This window comes from Corynebacterium sp. LaCa117 (genome assembly GCF_046717765.1).
GTDB lineage: Bacteria > Actinomycetota > Actinomycetes > Mycobacteriales > Mycobacteriaceae > Corynebacterium > Corynebacterium kefirresidentii.
On sequence record NZ_CP177102.1, the window covers coordinates 1751552 to 1765479 of the forward strand.

The 13928-nt window shown below is 56.1% G+C and carries 16 protein-coding genes; 5 read left to right on the top strand and 11 right to left on the bottom strand.

Going from position 1 to position 13928, the window contains the following annotated elements:
- Positions 1-87: 87 nt before the first annotated feature.
- The 4 genes from ACLI1L_RS08565 to ACLI1L_RS08580 form a co-directional block, all read right to left on the bottom strand.
- Positions 88-666 carry a GNAT family N-acetyltransferase gene (locus ACLI1L_RS08565; protein WP_023021887.1) on the bottom strand — a complete coding sequence of 193 codons (579 nt, stop codon included), beginning with the start codon at positions 664-666 and terminating at the stop codon, positions 88-90.
- Between the two features lie 69 nt (positions 667-735).
- Positions 736-2100, bottom strand: a complete 1365-nt coding sequence (locus tag ACLI1L_RS08570) for a PhoH family protein (RefSeq protein ID WP_086588124.1) — start codon at positions 2098-2100, stop codon at positions 736-738.
- A gap of 182 nt (positions 2101-2282) precedes the next feature.
- Positions 2283-2909 carry an LGFP repeat-containing protein gene (locus tag ACLI1L_RS08575; RefSeq protein ID WP_411707351.1) on the bottom strand — a complete coding sequence of 209 codons (627 nt, stop codon included), beginning with the start codon at positions 2907-2909 and terminating at the stop codon, positions 2283-2285.
- Between the two features lie 145 nt (positions 2910-3054).
- Positions 3055-3729 (bottom strand): LysR family transcriptional regulator substrate-binding protein, encoded by a 675-nt coding sequence (locus tag ACLI1L_RS08580; RefSeq protein ID WP_086588126.1) that lies wholly within the window; start codon positions 3727-3729, stop codon positions 3055-3057.
- Between the two features lie 71 nt (positions 3730-3800).
- Between ACLI1L_RS08580 and ACLI1L_RS08585 the strand changes: the two genes are divergently transcribed.
- Positions 3801-4130, top strand: a complete 330-nt coding sequence (locus tag ACLI1L_RS08585; RefSeq protein ID WP_023021891.1) for a DUF5997 family protein — start codon at positions 3801-3803, stop codon at positions 4128-4130.
- Here ACLI1L_RS08585 and glyA read toward each other — a convergent pair.
- Positions 4127-5410, bottom strand: a complete 1284-nt coding sequence (glyA, locus tag ACLI1L_RS08590; protein WP_411707352.1) for a serine hydroxymethyltransferase — start codon at positions 5408-5410, stop codon at positions 4127-4129. The two genes, ACLI1L_RS08585 and glyA, sit on opposite strands and share 4 nt — an antisense overlap.
- Positions 5411-5528: 118 nt before the next feature.
- Between glyA and coaA the strand changes: the two genes are divergently transcribed.
- Complete coding sequence (gene coaA / locus ACLI1L_RS08595; protein WP_023021893.1) at positions 5529-6455, top strand: type I pantothenate kinase; 927 nt, start codon at positions 5529-5531, stop codon at positions 6453-6455.
- A 3-nt stretch (positions 6456-6458) separates the two neighbouring features.
- Here the strand turns inward: coaA and ACLI1L_RS08600 are convergent, their stop codons facing one another.
- The 3 genes from ACLI1L_RS08600 to mca are packed head-to-tail and all read right to left on the bottom strand — an operon-like array spanning position 6459 to position 8453.
- Positions 6459-7235, bottom strand: a complete 777-nt coding sequence (locus ACLI1L_RS08600; RefSeq protein WP_086588129.1) for an isoprenyl transferase — start codon at positions 7233-7235, stop codon at positions 6459-6461.
- 12 nt (positions 7236-7247) lie between these two features.
- A complete protein-coding gene (locus ACLI1L_RS08605; protein WP_023021895.1) occupies positions 7248-7559 on the bottom strand; it encodes a hypothetical protein in 312 nt (103 codons plus the stop codon).
- A gap of 3 nt (positions 7560-7562) precedes the next feature.
- Positions 7563-8453, bottom strand: coding sequence for a mycothiol conjugate amidase Mca (mca, locus tag ACLI1L_RS08610; protein WP_411707353.1), 891 nt, complete (start codon positions 8451-8453; stop codon positions 7563-7565).
- A gap of 95 nt (positions 8454-8548) precedes the next feature.
- Here mca and ACLI1L_RS08615 point away from each other — a divergent pair, with 95 nt between their 5' ends.
- The 3 genes from ACLI1L_RS08615 (at position 8549) to ACLI1L_RS08625 (ending at position 9981) form a co-directional block, all read left to right on the top strand.
- Positions 8549-9019, top strand: coding sequence for a DUF4307 domain-containing protein (locus ACLI1L_RS08615; RefSeq protein ID WP_023021897.1), 471 nt, complete (start codon positions 8549-8551; stop codon positions 9017-9019).
- Between the two features lie 120 nt (positions 9020-9139).
- Positions 9140-9661 (top strand): transcription elongation factor GreA, encoded by a 522-nt coding sequence (greA, locus tag ACLI1L_RS08620; protein WP_023021898.1) that lies wholly within the window; start codon positions 9140-9142, stop codon positions 9659-9661.
- A 41-nt stretch (positions 9662-9702) separates the two neighbouring features.
- A complete protein-coding gene (locus ACLI1L_RS08625; RefSeq protein WP_023021899.1) occupies positions 9703-9981 on the top strand; it encodes a hypothetical protein in 279 nt (92 codons plus the stop codon).
- 41 nt (positions 9982-10022) lie between these two features.
- Here the strand turns inward: ACLI1L_RS08625 and ACLI1L_RS08630 are convergent, their stop codons facing one another.
- The 3 genes from ACLI1L_RS08630 to ACLI1L_RS08640 all read right to left on the bottom strand — a co-directional run bounded on the left by ACLI1L_RS08630 (position 10023) and on the right by ACLI1L_RS08640 (position 13709).
- Positions 10023-11852 (bottom strand): hypothetical protein, encoded by a 1830-nt coding sequence (locus ACLI1L_RS08630; RefSeq protein WP_411707354.1) that lies wholly within the window; start codon positions 11850-11852, stop codon positions 10023-10025.
- 19 nt (positions 11853-11871) lie between these two features.
- Positions 11872-12582, bottom strand: a complete 711-nt coding sequence (locus ACLI1L_RS08635) for a DUF3558 family protein (protein WP_411707355.1) — start codon at positions 12580-12582, stop codon at positions 11872-11874.
- A gap of 359 nt (positions 12583-12941) precedes the next feature.
- Positions 12942-13709: a Bax inhibitor-1/YccA family membrane protein gene (locus ACLI1L_RS08640; RefSeq protein ID WP_411707356.1), complete on the bottom strand. Its 768-nt coding sequence runs from the start codon at positions 13707-13709 to the stop codon at positions 12942-12944.
- Positions 13710-13928: the final 219 nt, after the last annotated feature.

Consider the following 13928-nt stretch of genomic DNA (forward strand, 5'->3'; position numbering starts at 1 on the left):
AAAGCGCCCCTGCCCGTCATAGCCGCAACGGTGGGCAAAGCAAGGGCACGAATACTCCCTTACTTTGTCCGTGCGCTTTGGGAGAAGCTACCGCTTCTTTTCCTCCGGCTTGGGCAAAAGCAGCTCGTACACATCGGTATCTCGCCACTGGCCCGCAAGCTCGCCGTAGGTCATCTTCGCCATGTGAGAGTAAGTGCCCACCTTCACGAATCCACGGGACTTATGCAGCCCCGCAGAACCGGCGTTTTCGGGGAAGATCCACGAGTGGATAGCCCACTTATGCAGGTCCTTACACACCTCAATCAAGCGATCCAAAAGCGCGCCGCCGATGCCGCGGCCCTGCGCCTCGGAGCCCAAGTAAATAGAATCCTCCACTACTCCGTGGAAGACGGTGCGGGTAGATACCGGCGCCGCAGACACCCATCCCAAGACCTTCGAATCATCATCGGCTTCAACAGCCACATGCACCGAGGGCATGATTTTGCCGGCTTTGAATTCTTCAAAGGTCAGGGAACGGGTCTCGTAGGTGGCGTGCCCAGTATTGAGTCCTTGTTCATAGATCTCTCGCATCTGGGGATAGTCCGCCGCGGTAAAGGGGCGGATGCGGAAATCCTTCTTCTTTTCGTCCGAAGACGTCTGCTTGGCGTTCTCGCTCATATTCAACATTATTACTGGGCAATGCCCAGGTTCGCCACGCTGTGCACATCACGATCGCCATACGCGAACATGTCTGGCCTAATCGCCACCTTCCAGCAGGTCGGTGACGAGCTCTGCAATGGCGGAACGCTCAGAGCGCTGCAGCGTAATATGCGCAAAAAGCTCGTGCCCCTTGAGCTTTTCAATCACTGCCTGGACGCCATCGTGACGGCCCACGCGCAGGTTATCGCGCTGCGCTACGTCATGAGTGAGCACCACCCGCGAGCCCTTGCCCAGCCGAGAGAGCACGGTGAGCAAGACATTGCGCTCCAAGGACTGTGCCTCGTCCACAATGACGAAGGCATCATGCAGGGAGCGGCCGCGAATATGCGTCAAGGGCAAGACCTCAATCAGGCCGCGCTCATGGATTTCTTCCATAACGTTTTCAGACACCAAGCCTTCCAAGGTGTCATAGACTGCCTGCGCCCATGGGTTCATCTTGTCCGATTCGGTGCCCGGAAGGTATCCCAACGACTGCCCGCCTACCGCATACATCGGGCGGAAGACTACGATACGGCGGTGCTCGCCGCGCTCGAGTACGGCTTCCAGTCCGGCGCACAGGGCGAGGGCCGATTTACCAGTACCGGCGCGTCCCCCGATGGAGACAATTCCGACGCTTGGATCCATTAGCAAGTCCAAAGCGATTCGCTGCTCCGCGGAGCGCCCTTGCAGGCCGAAGGCATTGCTATCACCGCGCACGAGCTCCACCACGCCATCCGCGGTGATACGCCCCAGCGCGGACTGCGCTCCCGCTACCAGGGTCAGTCCGCAATGGACTGGTAGCTCCTCCACGGCAGTGCCCTTTTCAGTGTGAACGCCGTCTAGCATGACTTCCCCATCACGGTAGAGGGCATCGATGACATCCGAGCTGGTTTGCACGGTTGCCATTCCGGTATAGCCGGTCAGAACCACATCCTGGGCGTGGTACTCATCCGCCTGCACACCTACCGCACCGGCCTTCACACGCAGTGGCACGTCCTTGGTGACTAGCACGGTATCTTTACCTTCGTGTGCAAGGTTGAGGGCGCAGGCCAAGATGCGGTGGTCACCTTCTGGGCCGCGGAACGCGGCTGGCAGTAAGGACTGATCTTGATGATTCAACTCCACGCGCAGTGTGCCGCCTTCTACGTTGACGGGCACCGGCTGGTCTAGCGCCTCATAAGTAGCGCGCAGTTCCTCCAAAAAGCGAAGAGCTTGGCGGGCGAACCAGCCAAGCTCCGGGTGATGACGTTTTCCTTCCAATTCAGAAATAACCACAACGGGAAGGACCACATCGTGCTCTGCGAATTTGCGCAAAGCCCAAGGGTCAGAAAGCAAGACCGAGGTATCCACTACATAAGTCTTGGTAGCGACGGTGTTATCGGTTGTGGCAAGCGGAGTAGAAAGTACAGAGGGACGAGTCATGGTGGCAGGGTTCTCCCTTGAAATGCGGTAGATGAAACTTCTTCCGTATAGCCCCAAATTCCGGGGTTGCCACCCAACGTAGGCACCGAAGGTTGAAATTACATGGGTGCAAGATGAACTTTAAGAAAACGAAAATCCCTCCGCAGCGGATGCTGCGAAGGGATTACCTCAAAAAGAGCTTTTTACTTCTCTACGGAAGAGGTGAACTTGCCGCTCTCATCCTGGAGCCAGGAGATAACGCCATTGTCGAACTGCTGGGTCCAGCCCTTGCCCTCAGTAGCCTTCTCCTCTGCAGCCTTAGGCAGGCCTACCTCTGCGTCCAGACCGCCCTGCTCCTTCCAGGTTTCAGCGATCTTGCCGACGATTGGCTGAGCCTCATCGCCACCCTTGGCCATAGCCAGCAGGTTGCCGCCATCGAAAGTTGCCAAAGAACCCTTATCGGAGGACTCTACGCTCTGCACGTCGCCCCACTCAGCCTTCTTCTCCTCGATGGCAGACGCCAGAGCTGCCGGAACCTCCTGGTCGCCATTGGCAGTGGAAACGGTCTTGGTGTCGCCATCCTTGGAATCAGCATCCTCAGACTCAGAATCATCCGCACCCTCAGACTCGGAGGACTCCGCGTCCTTATCCTTTTCGGAGGTAGCTTCATCCACGGCGGAGCCAGCAGCGTCGGAAGCGTTAGCTGCTACGGAACCAGCAGTGTCCTTAGCGTCGTTAGCTGCATCCTCAGCATCGGAGCAAGCCACGAGAGCAACGGACAGGGTTGCGGCTGCGAATCCACCTGCGATACGACGAGTCATCTTCTGCATTTCTGCATCATCCTTTCAGCGAGAAAGTAAGTTAATTCTAAATTTTTGTTTAATCGTCCTTCATGACGAACGACGCCCACCGTAATGGCACTACCCAGCTAGCGCCACCCGCACGGACAGGAAGCGGACAGCAAATACTAAAGGACTACCTACGTTTGCGCTGCTTAAAAGCTTTCTTTCTATTTTGTAACGAATTGTTAACGTTTCTCCGCGCTTGCTTTGCCTTCGCCTTTTCCCTGGCGCTGCGCTTCGGCTTCTCCTGCCGCGAGGACCGCGCTGTGCGGCCCTTGGCGACGCCCACGAAGTCCTGAATTGCCTCTCCGTCATCCTCCTTGCGCCATACCAACGCAATCTCTGTCACCGGCACGGACTCATCCTTTAGCTCGAGTGGCACCACCTGTTTCTTGCTCAGCACCTTGAGAAGAGGGCGCGGCGCAATAGCGATTCCCACATTGGCCGCCACCACTTGGAGGGCATCGCGGACCGCAGGGACATCAACAAGCCCGGAATCGGAGAGGCGGTAGTTGAGGTGTTCATCTACGACGTCGGCAAGCGTAAGCTCCTCGCCTACTTCGGCATAGACCGAGTCCTTCGGAACCGCAATGCCGGGTGCCTCTTTATAAAGACGCACCACATGAAAGGAGTCATCCACGCGGGCATCCGGCAGACGCGCGAGGGCCACATCCACCTCTCCGCCTAGCAGCGGAGCTAGCGCATCGTCCGCATCAACGGTGTATAAACCACCATGAGCAGTATTTTCTTCGAAACGGCGGAACCACTTTCCAGGCTCGGTACCGGTGGCAAAAGCTAAGCGCAGCATAGAGGACAGTCTACTGAAAGTGCTACGGTAAAAGCGTGACTGAAGAACATAAGCAACCATCCGGCACCGCCATGCGGGCCCAGACCGCGGCGAAGAAGCTTGGCATCTACCTGCCCGCTGCGCCGGACGAGTTTCAAAATAGTGCCATTAGCCACGAAGAGCTGCGCGAATTGCAGCATAACCCGCCCGAGTGGCTGCAAACCTTGCGTCGCGAGGGTCCTCACCCTCGCCCGGAAGTCGCCCATAAGCTGGGCATCTCCGTTACCGCGCTCAAGAAAAACGATATGGATAAGCCGCTAACCACAGCGGAAATCAATCAGCTCCTCCAAGAGCAACCAGAATGGCTCCAGCAGGCCCGCGCCACCATGGCGCAGGCCCGTGGGCATGAGGTAAAGGACTAGACCAGCTTCCAGCCCTCGAGGCCCTCATACAGCGGGTAGTGCTGGGCAATCTTATCCACGCGTGCGCGGAGGGCCTCCACATCGGCGTTCTTGCCCTGTACCAAGGCGGTGCCGATAATATCTGCGACCTCGGTAAAGGCCTCAGCATCCAAACCGCGGGTTGCCAGCGCAGAGGTACCAATGCGCAGGCCAGAGGTGACCATCGGCGGACGAGGGTCATTCGGGACGGCATTGCGGTTAACAGTGATGCCTACTTCATGCAGCAGATCCTCTGCCTGCTGGCCATCCAACTCGGAATTTCGCAGGTCAGCCAAGACCAAGTGCACGTCGGTGCCGCCGGTGAGCACGTCCACGCCAGCCGCCTTGGCATCCTCCGCGGTAAGGCGCTCCGCCAGAATGCGAGCGCCCTCCAAGGTGCGCTCCTGGCGCTCCTTAAACTCCTCGGTCGCGGCAATCTTCATGGCGATGGCCTTTGCAGCGACTACGTGCATCAGCGGTCCGCCCTGCTGCCCTGGGAAGACGTTGGAATTGATCTTCTTGGCGTACTCCTGCTTGGCCAAAATCATGCCGGAGCGTGGGCCACCCAGGGTTTTGTGCACGGTGGTGGACACGATATCCGCGTGAGGCACTGGGCTCGGGTGCAGGCCGGCCGCTACGAGACCAGCAAAGTGGGCCATATCTACCCACAGGTAAGCGCCGACCTCATCAGCAATTTCACGGAAGGCCGCGAAATCCATGGTGCGCGGGTAGGCAGACCAGCCGCCGATAATGACCTTCGGCTTTTCCTTCAGCGCCTGCTCGCGCAGCTTATCCATGTCTACACGCATGGTCTCTGGATCCACCTCGTAGGCAGCGACATCATAAAGCTTGCCAGAGAAGTTCAACTTCATGCCGTGGGTGAGGTGGCCGCCGTGGGCCAAAGACAAGCCCAAAATCTTGTCGCCCGGCTCAGCGATGGTGGAAAGCACCGCTGCGTTCGCCTGCGCACCGGAGTGTGGCTGCACATTGGCAAATTCTGCGCCAAAAAGCTCCTTCGCGCGGTTACGAGCCAGGTCCTCCACGACGTCGACATGCTCGCAGCCTCCGTAGTAGCGGCGGCCTGGGTAGCCTTCAGCGTACTTATTGGTGAGCACGGAGCCCTGCGCCTGGAGCACGGCGCGAGGCACAAAGTTCTCAGAAGCGATCATTTCCAGAGTTTCGCGCTGGCGGGAAATCTCTCCCTGGATAGCGCCGAATACGTCCGGGTCAAGGTCGCGGAGGTCAGAGGTAAAAGAAGCCATAAAGGTGTGGTCCCCTTCTCAAAATCAAGCGGTATGGGATGCTGCATATCTTATCGTGCCATGCTCCCTAAGGGGGCATACTTTTACCCACAGATTATGCAAGTGCAACAATGGAGCCATGGCGCGCACACTGGATTCGAGTCCCTACCTAGATTTTGACCGCGAAACCTGGCGTGGTTTGCGTAAATCCATGCCCCAGGTGCTCACGGAGACAGAGGTTGAAAAACTTCGCGGCCTAGGAGACCGCATAGACCTCGATGAGGTAGCTGATGTCTACCTCCCCCTCTCCCGCCTTATCCATATGCAAGTCACGGCGCGCCAACAGCTCACCTCAGCTACTGAATCTTTCTTGGGGAATCCTCCAACACACGTTCCGTTTGTCATCGGCGTGGCAGGTTCGGTAGCGGTAGGAAAATCCACCACTGCCCGTCTCCTACAGGTGCTTCTGCAGCGTTGGGATTCTCACCCCGAGGTCGCGCTAGTTACTACCGACGGCTTCCTCTTCCCCACCAAGACCTTAAAAGAACGCGGTCTCATGCAGCGCAAGGGATTTCCGGAATCCTATGACCGGCGCGCATTGCTCCGCTTTGTCACCGACGTAAAATCAGGAAAGCCACTGGTCAAGGCTCCACTGTATTCGCATATCAGCTATGACATCGTGGACGGAAAATACCAGGAAGTCCATCAACCTGACATCCTGATCCTAGAGGGTCTCAATGTGTTGCAAACAAGCCCTACGCTCACCGTGGCGGATCTCTTTGACTTTTCAGTCTACGTTGATGCCCGCACCGATGATATCGAGCAGTGGTATATTAATCGCTTCCTCACCCTGCGCCACACCGCTTTCCGCGAACCTAATGCCCACTTCTCTGCCTTTGCAGATATGGACGATGAGGAAGCCCGCGCCCAAGCCCGCGAAATTTGGCAGTCCATCAACCTGCCCAACCTCGTAGAAAATATCCTGCCCACCCGAATACGAGCCTCCCTCGTACTCAAAAAGGGCTCGCATCACTTGGTGGAACAGGTGCGGATGCGCAAGCTCTAGCGCTTATTTACCAAAGCGGCGCGAGCGCTGGGAATAATCCCGCAGGGCACGAAGGAAATCCACCTTGCGGAATGCCGGCCAGTAAGTATCAGTAAACCAGATCTCCGAGTACGCGGCCTGCCATAGGAGGAAGCCCGAAAGTCGTTGTTCACCAGAGGTACGGATAACCAGGTCTGGGTCCGGAAGCCCCTTAGTGTACAGGTGCTCACCAATAGATTCTGCGGTGACGCGATCCGCCATCTCCGCAGCAGAGGTTCCTTTCTCGGCTTCCGCGCGCACCAAGTTCTGCACTGCGTCTACGATTTCTTGGCGTCCGCCATATCCCACTGCCACATTGACGATGACTCCGGTATTGTCCTTAGTTTCCGCTGCCGCCGCCACCATGCGCTGGCGAATATCATCCGGGAGCAGATCAAGGTGGCCGACAAGGCGGACTTGGCAACCGACATCGCTGTGGGATAGGTGCGTAACCACATCCGAGATGATGTCAAAGAGCAGCTCTACTTCTTGTTCGCTGCGCTTTAGATTCTCCGTGGACAGCAAATAGATGGTGACTACTTCGATATCGGTATCGCTGCACCATGAGATCATCTCTCCAATTTTCTTCGCGCCTTGGCGGTGACCGTGGCTGATATCGGTAAAACCAGCCTCGCGCGCCCACCGGCGATTGCCATCGGCCATGATGGCAATGTGTTTGGGCTGCGGCTTGCCTTTAATAAGGCGCGCCAGACGCGCTTCATAAGCCGGGTAAGCCAGCTGTTTGAGAGAACTCACGCTCATTAGTCTATCCGCCTAGAAAATGGACTTTTTGCGGTTATCGTAAATGCCAGCTTCTTTCATCGCCTCATCCACGGCTTCCTCATCAAATGGATCGATACCGTGGTCTTCCGCAAACATCATGCGGCGGCGGAAGCGTGAGTAACGGCGGTGAAAATTCCATCCCGCGATTAACACTGCAACTCCCATTAGGGCCAAGATCAGCAAGCCGATGGGCGAAGCTTTGCCAAATTCAGGACCCATTGGACCGCCTTCGGCGCCCTGGGTGCCTTGAGCAAGTACAAATGCATCATTTGCGGCTAGAACGAAAGAGCCATACACGCTCATGTCTTAAGCCTCCTCTTTTTCTTCGATGCCTGCAAAAAGGTTGTTTTCTGGCAAGGAGGTAGAAACGCGGGTTTTCGCCAGCTCAAACTCCTCGGTGGGCCACAGGCGTTGCTGTACCTCCACCGACGTCGCCAAGAAAGCACCAGCCGGATCAATCTGCGTGGCATGCGCACGCAGAGCCTCCTCGCGATTGCTGAAATAGTCTGCGCATTCCACCTGGGTCGTTACACGCGCCATGATATCTCCAAACGCGGTGTCCCAGCGCGCCAGCATCGGCCCATAGGGGCTAGTTTTGCCCTCCTCCAAGAGCAAATCATGGAATATCTTCATGCGCTGATAGACGAAGCCATGCGAGTAGTACAGCTTTAGCGGCGTCCACGCCTCACCCAACTCTGGGTGATACGCGGCATCGCCGGCCTTTTCCCACGCAATCATCGAGGCCCGATGCACCATCAAATGATCTGGGTGCGGATAACCGCCATTTTCGTCATAGGTGATGATGACGTGTGGGCGAAACTCGCGGATCACCTGGACAAATTCCTGCGCAACGGTGTCGTCTCCCTGCAACGCGAAGCAGCCCTCCGGTAGCAGCTCCTCCATAGACTTGCCTTCAACCGGATCCGGCAAACCGGAGTCAACGTAGCCCAGCCAGCGATGGTGCACGCCTAGCGCACGCGCAGCCTTAGCCATTTCTTCCCGACGAACCTCGCCCATATGTTCCTTGATCCCAGGGCGGTCCATGGCGGGGTTAATCACATCGCCGCGCTCGCCGCCAGTACAGGTCAGCACCAAAACCTCGTTGCCTTCTGCGGCATAGCGCGCGGTGGTTGCAGCTCCCTTGGAAGACTCATCGTCCGGGTGCGCGTGGATAGCTAGTAGGCGAAAATCGCTCACTGAAAATCCATCCCCTTATAAATCTAGGTTCTTTGAACAGATGATTATCCTAGTAGATAATTGGAAAACAGTGGTCCTCAGCTAGAGTGGGAAGCATGACTTCCGCCGGAAAATCTCGCTCAGCCGCCCGCTATGGCTCTCGGGGGCCTTCTGAAAAGAACTCAGGTAGCTGGACTAATAAGGCGCTGGTGCTGATCTTTATCGCCATTTTTATCGCGCTCATCTTCTTTGGCTTCCGGTACTTTCAACAAAAGGAGCGCGTGAACGCGCAGGTTTCCATCGTGACCCAAGAGGTTTTGAGCGATGACACCACCCGCGTCTGGGTCGACGTCACCCGTAACCACACCGATGAAGAGGCTTATTGCATTGTCCAAGCCTTTGATTATTCCAAGTCCGAAGTAGGCCGACGCGAGTTTCCTGTTCCCGCTGGCGGAAATGAAACCCAGCGTATCGCTGTTGACGTCCCGACCAACGCCCGCGCCGTCGCTGGCGGCGCTTATGGTTGCTCTGGCAATATCCCCGAATACTTGGATATGGATAACCCTGACTACGCGGAAAGCCGCTAGCCGCGTGTGCTAGGATTTGTAGCGCCTAGAACTGGGCATTTGCCTAGTTCCAATTTTACTTATGGCCCCAGGGACAACTAGGGGCTTTGACCACAATTCCTATCTACGGAAGGTTGCAGAATGGCTGAGCAGCAAAAGCAGTACATCACCCCAGAAACCAAGGCGAAGCTCGAGGCCGAGCTGCAGGAGCTTATCGATCATCGCCCAGTAGTCGCGGCTGAGATCAACGAGCGCCGTGAGGAAGGCGACCTCAAGGAGAACGCCGGTTACGATGCTGCTCGTGAAATGCAGGACCAGGAAGAGGCCCGCATCAAGCAGATCTCTGAGGTCCTCGCGAATGCCACCACCGAGCGCGGTGCTGTTCAGGAGGGTGTAGCCCACACTGGTTCCGTAGTTCACGTTTACTACAACGGTGACAAGGACGATAAGGAGACCTTCCTCATCGGTACCCGCGCCGCTGCTTCTGACAACAAGGATTTGGAAACCTATTCGGAGCAGTCGCCACTGGGCGCTGCCATCCTCGGCGCGCAGGAAGGTGAGACCCGCGAGTACACCGCTCCGAATGGCAAGACCATTTCCGTCACCATCGAATCCGCTGCGCCGTATGATTCTGCTAAGGCCGCTACTCCGCGCGAGTCCTAAACTTTAAGCCAATTACCACTTTGGAGAAAGAGCATATCCCCATGAAGAAGTTCTCCCGTTACGCTGCCGCTGGTCTCGTCTTCACCGCCGGCCTCTCCCTCGCTGCTTGCCACCCACCCAACCAGCAGGACTCTGATTCCAAGGTAGAAAATGCTTCTACCTTCACTGGTGAGGCCCCAATGCAAAAGGACGCTGACACCAGCTCTTCCGCACCTGAGTCCGTTGTTCAAGAGCAGCAGCCTGTAGTTGAGTCCGGTGTCCCTGAGGAGCCAGCACAGCCGCACCTGAATGGTACCGCCACCGAGCTGCCGCAGCAGTAAAAAGACGGAAGGGCCGAGGGTTTCCTCGGCCCTTTTTCATGTTATTTTTCCACGTTTACTTCCCGCACCCAGTCCCCGATTACGCCGGGCACTACAGCGGGCGGCTCGCCTAAAAGGTCGCGTTTATTGGGGTCCCTTTCGACCTGCGTAGTCACGGACTTTACGCGCTTTTTCTCACTATCCTTACCGCGCATCCCCATCATCGGGCCATAAGCCCGCGCCCCGCCAGTAGAACGACCGGCATTGCCCCCGCGCGTTGCCGGGCTGCTTTCGCCGCTTCCGGTTCCAAGACCAAGGCTGCCGCCCGCACCGGCACGCATACCGGAACCTCCTACGATTCCTGTACCGGCGCCAAGACCTGCGCGCGAACCAACTCCAGCGTAGGGAATTGCCGCGCCAGTTCCGCGTCCAAGGCTTTGGCCCAGTTGCGCACCCCTTCCGGCATGCCTTATGTCGGCGCTGCTGCTGAAGATTCCCGGGTTGGCTCCGAACCCACCTCGCAGCGGCTGTTGCTTGCCAAGGGCACCGCGACCGGCATCCGCGGTCCTTCCGGATGCCATCATTGGTGCCATACTCCCGCTCGCAGAATGTGCATTAGCTGGTGGCGCAACCGGGCCGCTACCGTTGAGCGTCCCCGTACTCACTCCAGCACCAACGGGATGTGCTGTGTCACTAGGAACCTGCCCCATCACCCCATTCGCTGCAACAGCCCCCGGCATCGATGCCCCTTGGGTGGATACTTCGTTGCCCCCAATGGTTACTTGTTCTCCCAGCCCCAAGCCTTCCAGCGCATTTCTGCCACTAGTATGCATCTGCTGGTGAAAATCGCTGATTTCCTGCGGGCTCATCCCCACAGCATCCAATCCGTTCACGTTTCCATTGACAACGTCAAAGTTTCCGGGGCCCAAATCGCCTCGCGCAATCGCCTCCGCAATCTTCTTCGGCCACACCACTGCTTCGGTAGTGTAGCGCTGACCATCACCTTCCACTCCGGCAAGTCCCGCATCGACGCCTCCGCCTCCCGACGCCGGCGATTGCTCCATCAATGCATGTTGGTAAGGCATGGCCTCTATCGCGAACCGCTGCAGGTCTGGTTGCAGCATGGCCAATGCGGCCTTTTCCGCAATTTCACGCTCCACCGGTTCTGGGATTGCCATCACTTCCATAGCCATAGCCATCGCGGCCGGCTGCATCCCCATGAGCTTGGCATGGAATCCGGTTAGCTTCTCCCCCATGACCTTTGCATTTGCCACAAAATGGCTTCCCGACGCCGCCACCTCCCGAATCTTCGCCGCAGCCCTCGACGTAGCCTCGCTGTCATTCTCGCTTTCCAAAGACCCGGCTGCTTCCTCTAACCCGCTGACAATATCGTCGACTTCCGACGCCAATGAGCTCCACCGCGCATTTGCCTCCGACACATTCCAAATCTGTGTCGACATCAGGTCCGTCGCGAGCTTCACGATGTCTGTACCCACATTCACCACCGGCATAGAAAACCCGAAGGGACTGTACCCTGGCTCCGGCTGGTTCATAATCGGCATCGACTCTACGCCTATGTCCCCACCCGCATCCGCAATCTCCATTCCCCTGCTATTCGCGTCCTCCTGCGCCTGAAAGCCACGTGCTTCCCTCCCCAAAGAATCAGAAAGCCAATCAAGCTGTTTAACAAAGCTGGAAATGGAATTCCGAGCAGATCCAGGATCCGAACTCAAAACTCGCTCATGAATTGCACCAACATGATCGATTCCAGTCACCGAAGAAAAGCTGCCGGTTAGAGGGCTTTCAGCAGCAATATTGTTGCCAGCAATGCCTTGATTCAACCGCTCAATTTGATTTATATTTCTGCTTACATTAGCAACATTAATTTTCATTTATTCCCCCGAATTTCAGTTAAATTAAATCTTTCGTCACTTTTCCAGCTTTTTCGCAAGCGCTACTTTCGGTGTTTCCAAAGCTATTCGCTGAAACCGTAACCACTCCTCGCACAGTAGATAGCGTTGCACTGCACGCGAGCTCCGGGAAAATTTCTCCCCGCTGAATTACAACTCCAGACAATTCGCTATCTGTAGTTTCTACCACCAAATTTGGATTTACTTTCGAATCATCAAATGGTTCGTAAGTAGAACTGATGGAAAGAACTGTCTCCTCAGAAATTGCTTTGTAGCTACACCCCTTATGACCAGACTCCGCAATATCCGGTTCCTCATAGCGTTCCAGCCCAAGCTCTTGCAATTTGGCTTCCGAAATCTCTACACATGGATCGAACACTTGGAACCCTGGCTGAGTCGGGTCGAATTCCCCCAGTGGCGGTAGGACACCGGATGATTCTCCCGGCCCCGTGGCGCCGGCCTCCCCCGATTGGCCGGCGCCTTTCACATTTTTCTCGCCGTCGGTGCGTGCCGATTCCCCCTGATTGCTGTCCGCGTCATCCCCCAGGTCCCCGTTGGTTCCCCCTGCACCGTCGGCCGAACTAATGCCGCCAGTCTCGTCCACATTCGTGGCTTCCTCTGACGCGCTCCTCGTACCGATGTCCGCAACGCAGCTACCCAGCACAACGGAGCTACTGACCATCAACGTTGCTACGGTTACCTGACGCTTCACAACAATCCTTCGCGCACTCACTTTCTGACGAGAGGAACAAGATAGTGAAGAAGAGAACTCTTCACTTCGTTTTCCTGCTCCGGTACACAGCATGCACGGAACTCCACGAATTTTCTACGCAACCAAGAAGGTTAACGGCGATTTAACAAAATTATTCGCCCCATATGTCACATCCATAACGCCTAAAAGGCGAAGTTTCCTGCTTATTAGCTGTACTACTCCTGAGACCACCCTTCTAGACCAAATAAAGCCTAAACCCTCACTTTATCCCCCGAACTACCCCACTAATTACACGCTTGTAAGCGTTTTATGGCAGCAAAAAGGCCCGCATCTCAGTGCGGGCCTACGTGAAAAGTTGATTAGTCTCGCTGGAAATAGCTCAAGAAACGAAGAATCTCAGTGTAGAGCCAAACCAAGGTCACAGCGAGGCCGAGAGCTACGCCCCAAGCATTGCTAGCGGGAGCGCCGGCACGGATCATACGGTCAGCCTGATCAAAGTCAGTCAGGAAGGACAGCGCACCAAGAACGATGCAAACAAGCGAGAAGATGATGGCAATCGGGCCGCCATCACGCAAAGGGTTGAAGTCGAAGAAGATTGCGCCCAAGAAGTTAACCAACGCCATGACAGCAACTCCGGAGACCAAGCCGAAGAGGATCTTGGTGAACTTCGGGGTCACCTTAACTGCACCGGTCTTGTACACAATCAACATGCCGATGAATACACCAATGGTTCCAACGATTGCCTGGCCGATGATAGCCATTCCGCCTTCACCTTGGAAGTTCACATTGGCAAACATGAAGGAGAAGCCACCAACGAATAGGCCCTCAAATACGGCGTAAATCAGTGTGACCGCAGCAGAACCCCACTTCTTGCCAAAAGAGGCAACCAGCACAGTAATGAAGCCACCGATGCCACCGACCAGAGTCAAGGCCATGGCAATACCTGGATTTACCATTCCTAGCCCGAAATTGATGGCTGCGGCGACGATGATGACGCCGAGGGTGATGCCTGTCTTGGTGACGACGTCATCCACGGTCATTGGACGAGCAGCTTCGTCCCCGTAACCAGAATTTTGGCGGGTACTATTTTCGGTCAGAGAACTCATTACCGGATTGCTTGAACGCACGGTTGTCCTTTCTAAGAGAGGTGCAATTTAGCTATCTCATCCTGTTCAACGAGACACCGCCCTATAAAGTTCCGCAGTCTTTCCCTGTAGCTAAAAGTTTTGCGAACAGTTTCCGCATAAAGGCGGCTTAAGGGACATTTCGTGTGGATAACCCGATGCGGATTCCTGGGGCAGCCTTGGGCGATGCCGCGATCTTGTTTTTGATTTGGTTCCAACAGC

Excerpts from the sequence above, each read along its gene's own strand:
- ACLI1L_RS08565 (WP_023021887.1), bottom strand. The coding sequence starts at position 666 with ATGTTGAATATGAGCGAGAACGCCAAGCAGACGTCTTCGGACGAAAAG.
- ACLI1L_RS08570 (WP_086588124.1), bottom strand. The coding sequence starts at position 2,100 with ATGACTCGTCCCTCTGTACTTTCTACTCCGCTTGCCACAACCGATAAC.
- ACLI1L_RS08575 (WP_411707351.1), bottom strand. The coding sequence starts at position 2,909 with ATGCAGAAGATGACTCGTCGTATCGCAGGTGGATTCGCAGCCGCAACC.
- ACLI1L_RS08580 (WP_086588126.1), bottom strand. The coding sequence starts at position 3,729 with ATGCTGCGCTTAGCTTTTGCCACCGGTACCGAGCCTGGAAAGTGGTTC.
- ACLI1L_RS08585 (WP_023021891.1), top strand. The coding sequence starts at position 3,801 with ATGCGGGCCCAGACCGCGGCGAAGAAGCTTGGCATCTACCTGCCCGCT.
- glyA (WP_411707352.1), bottom strand. The coding sequence starts at position 5,410 with ATGGCTTCTTTTACCTCTGACCTCCGCGACCTTGACCCGGACGTATTC.
- coaA (WP_023021893.1), top strand. The coding sequence starts at position 5,529 with ATGGCGCGCACACTGGATTCGAGTCCCTACCTAGATTTTGACCGCGAA.
- ACLI1L_RS08600 (WP_086588129.1), bottom strand. The coding sequence starts at position 7,235 with ATGAGCGTGAGTTCTCTCAAACAGCTGGCTTACCCGGCTTATGAAGCG.
- ACLI1L_RS08605 (WP_023021895.1), bottom strand. The coding sequence starts at position 7,559 with ATGAGCGTGTATGGCTCTTTCGTTCTAGCCGCAAATGATGCATTTGTA.
- ACLI1L_RS08615 (WP_023021897.1), top strand. The coding sequence starts at position 8,549 with ATGACTTCCGCCGGAAAATCTCGCTCAGCCGCCCGCTATGGCTCTCGG.
- greA (WP_023021898.1), top strand. The coding sequence starts at position 9,140 with ATGGCTGAGCAGCAAAAGCAGTACATCACCCCAGAAACCAAGGCGAAG.
- ACLI1L_RS08625 (WP_023021899.1), top strand. The coding sequence starts at position 9,703 with ATGAAGAAGTTCTCCCGTTACGCTGCCGCTGGTCTCGTCTTCACCGCC.
- ACLI1L_RS08630 (WP_411707354.1), bottom strand. The coding sequence starts at position 11,852 with ATGAAAATTAATGTTGCTAATGTAAGCAGAAATATAAATCAAATTGAG.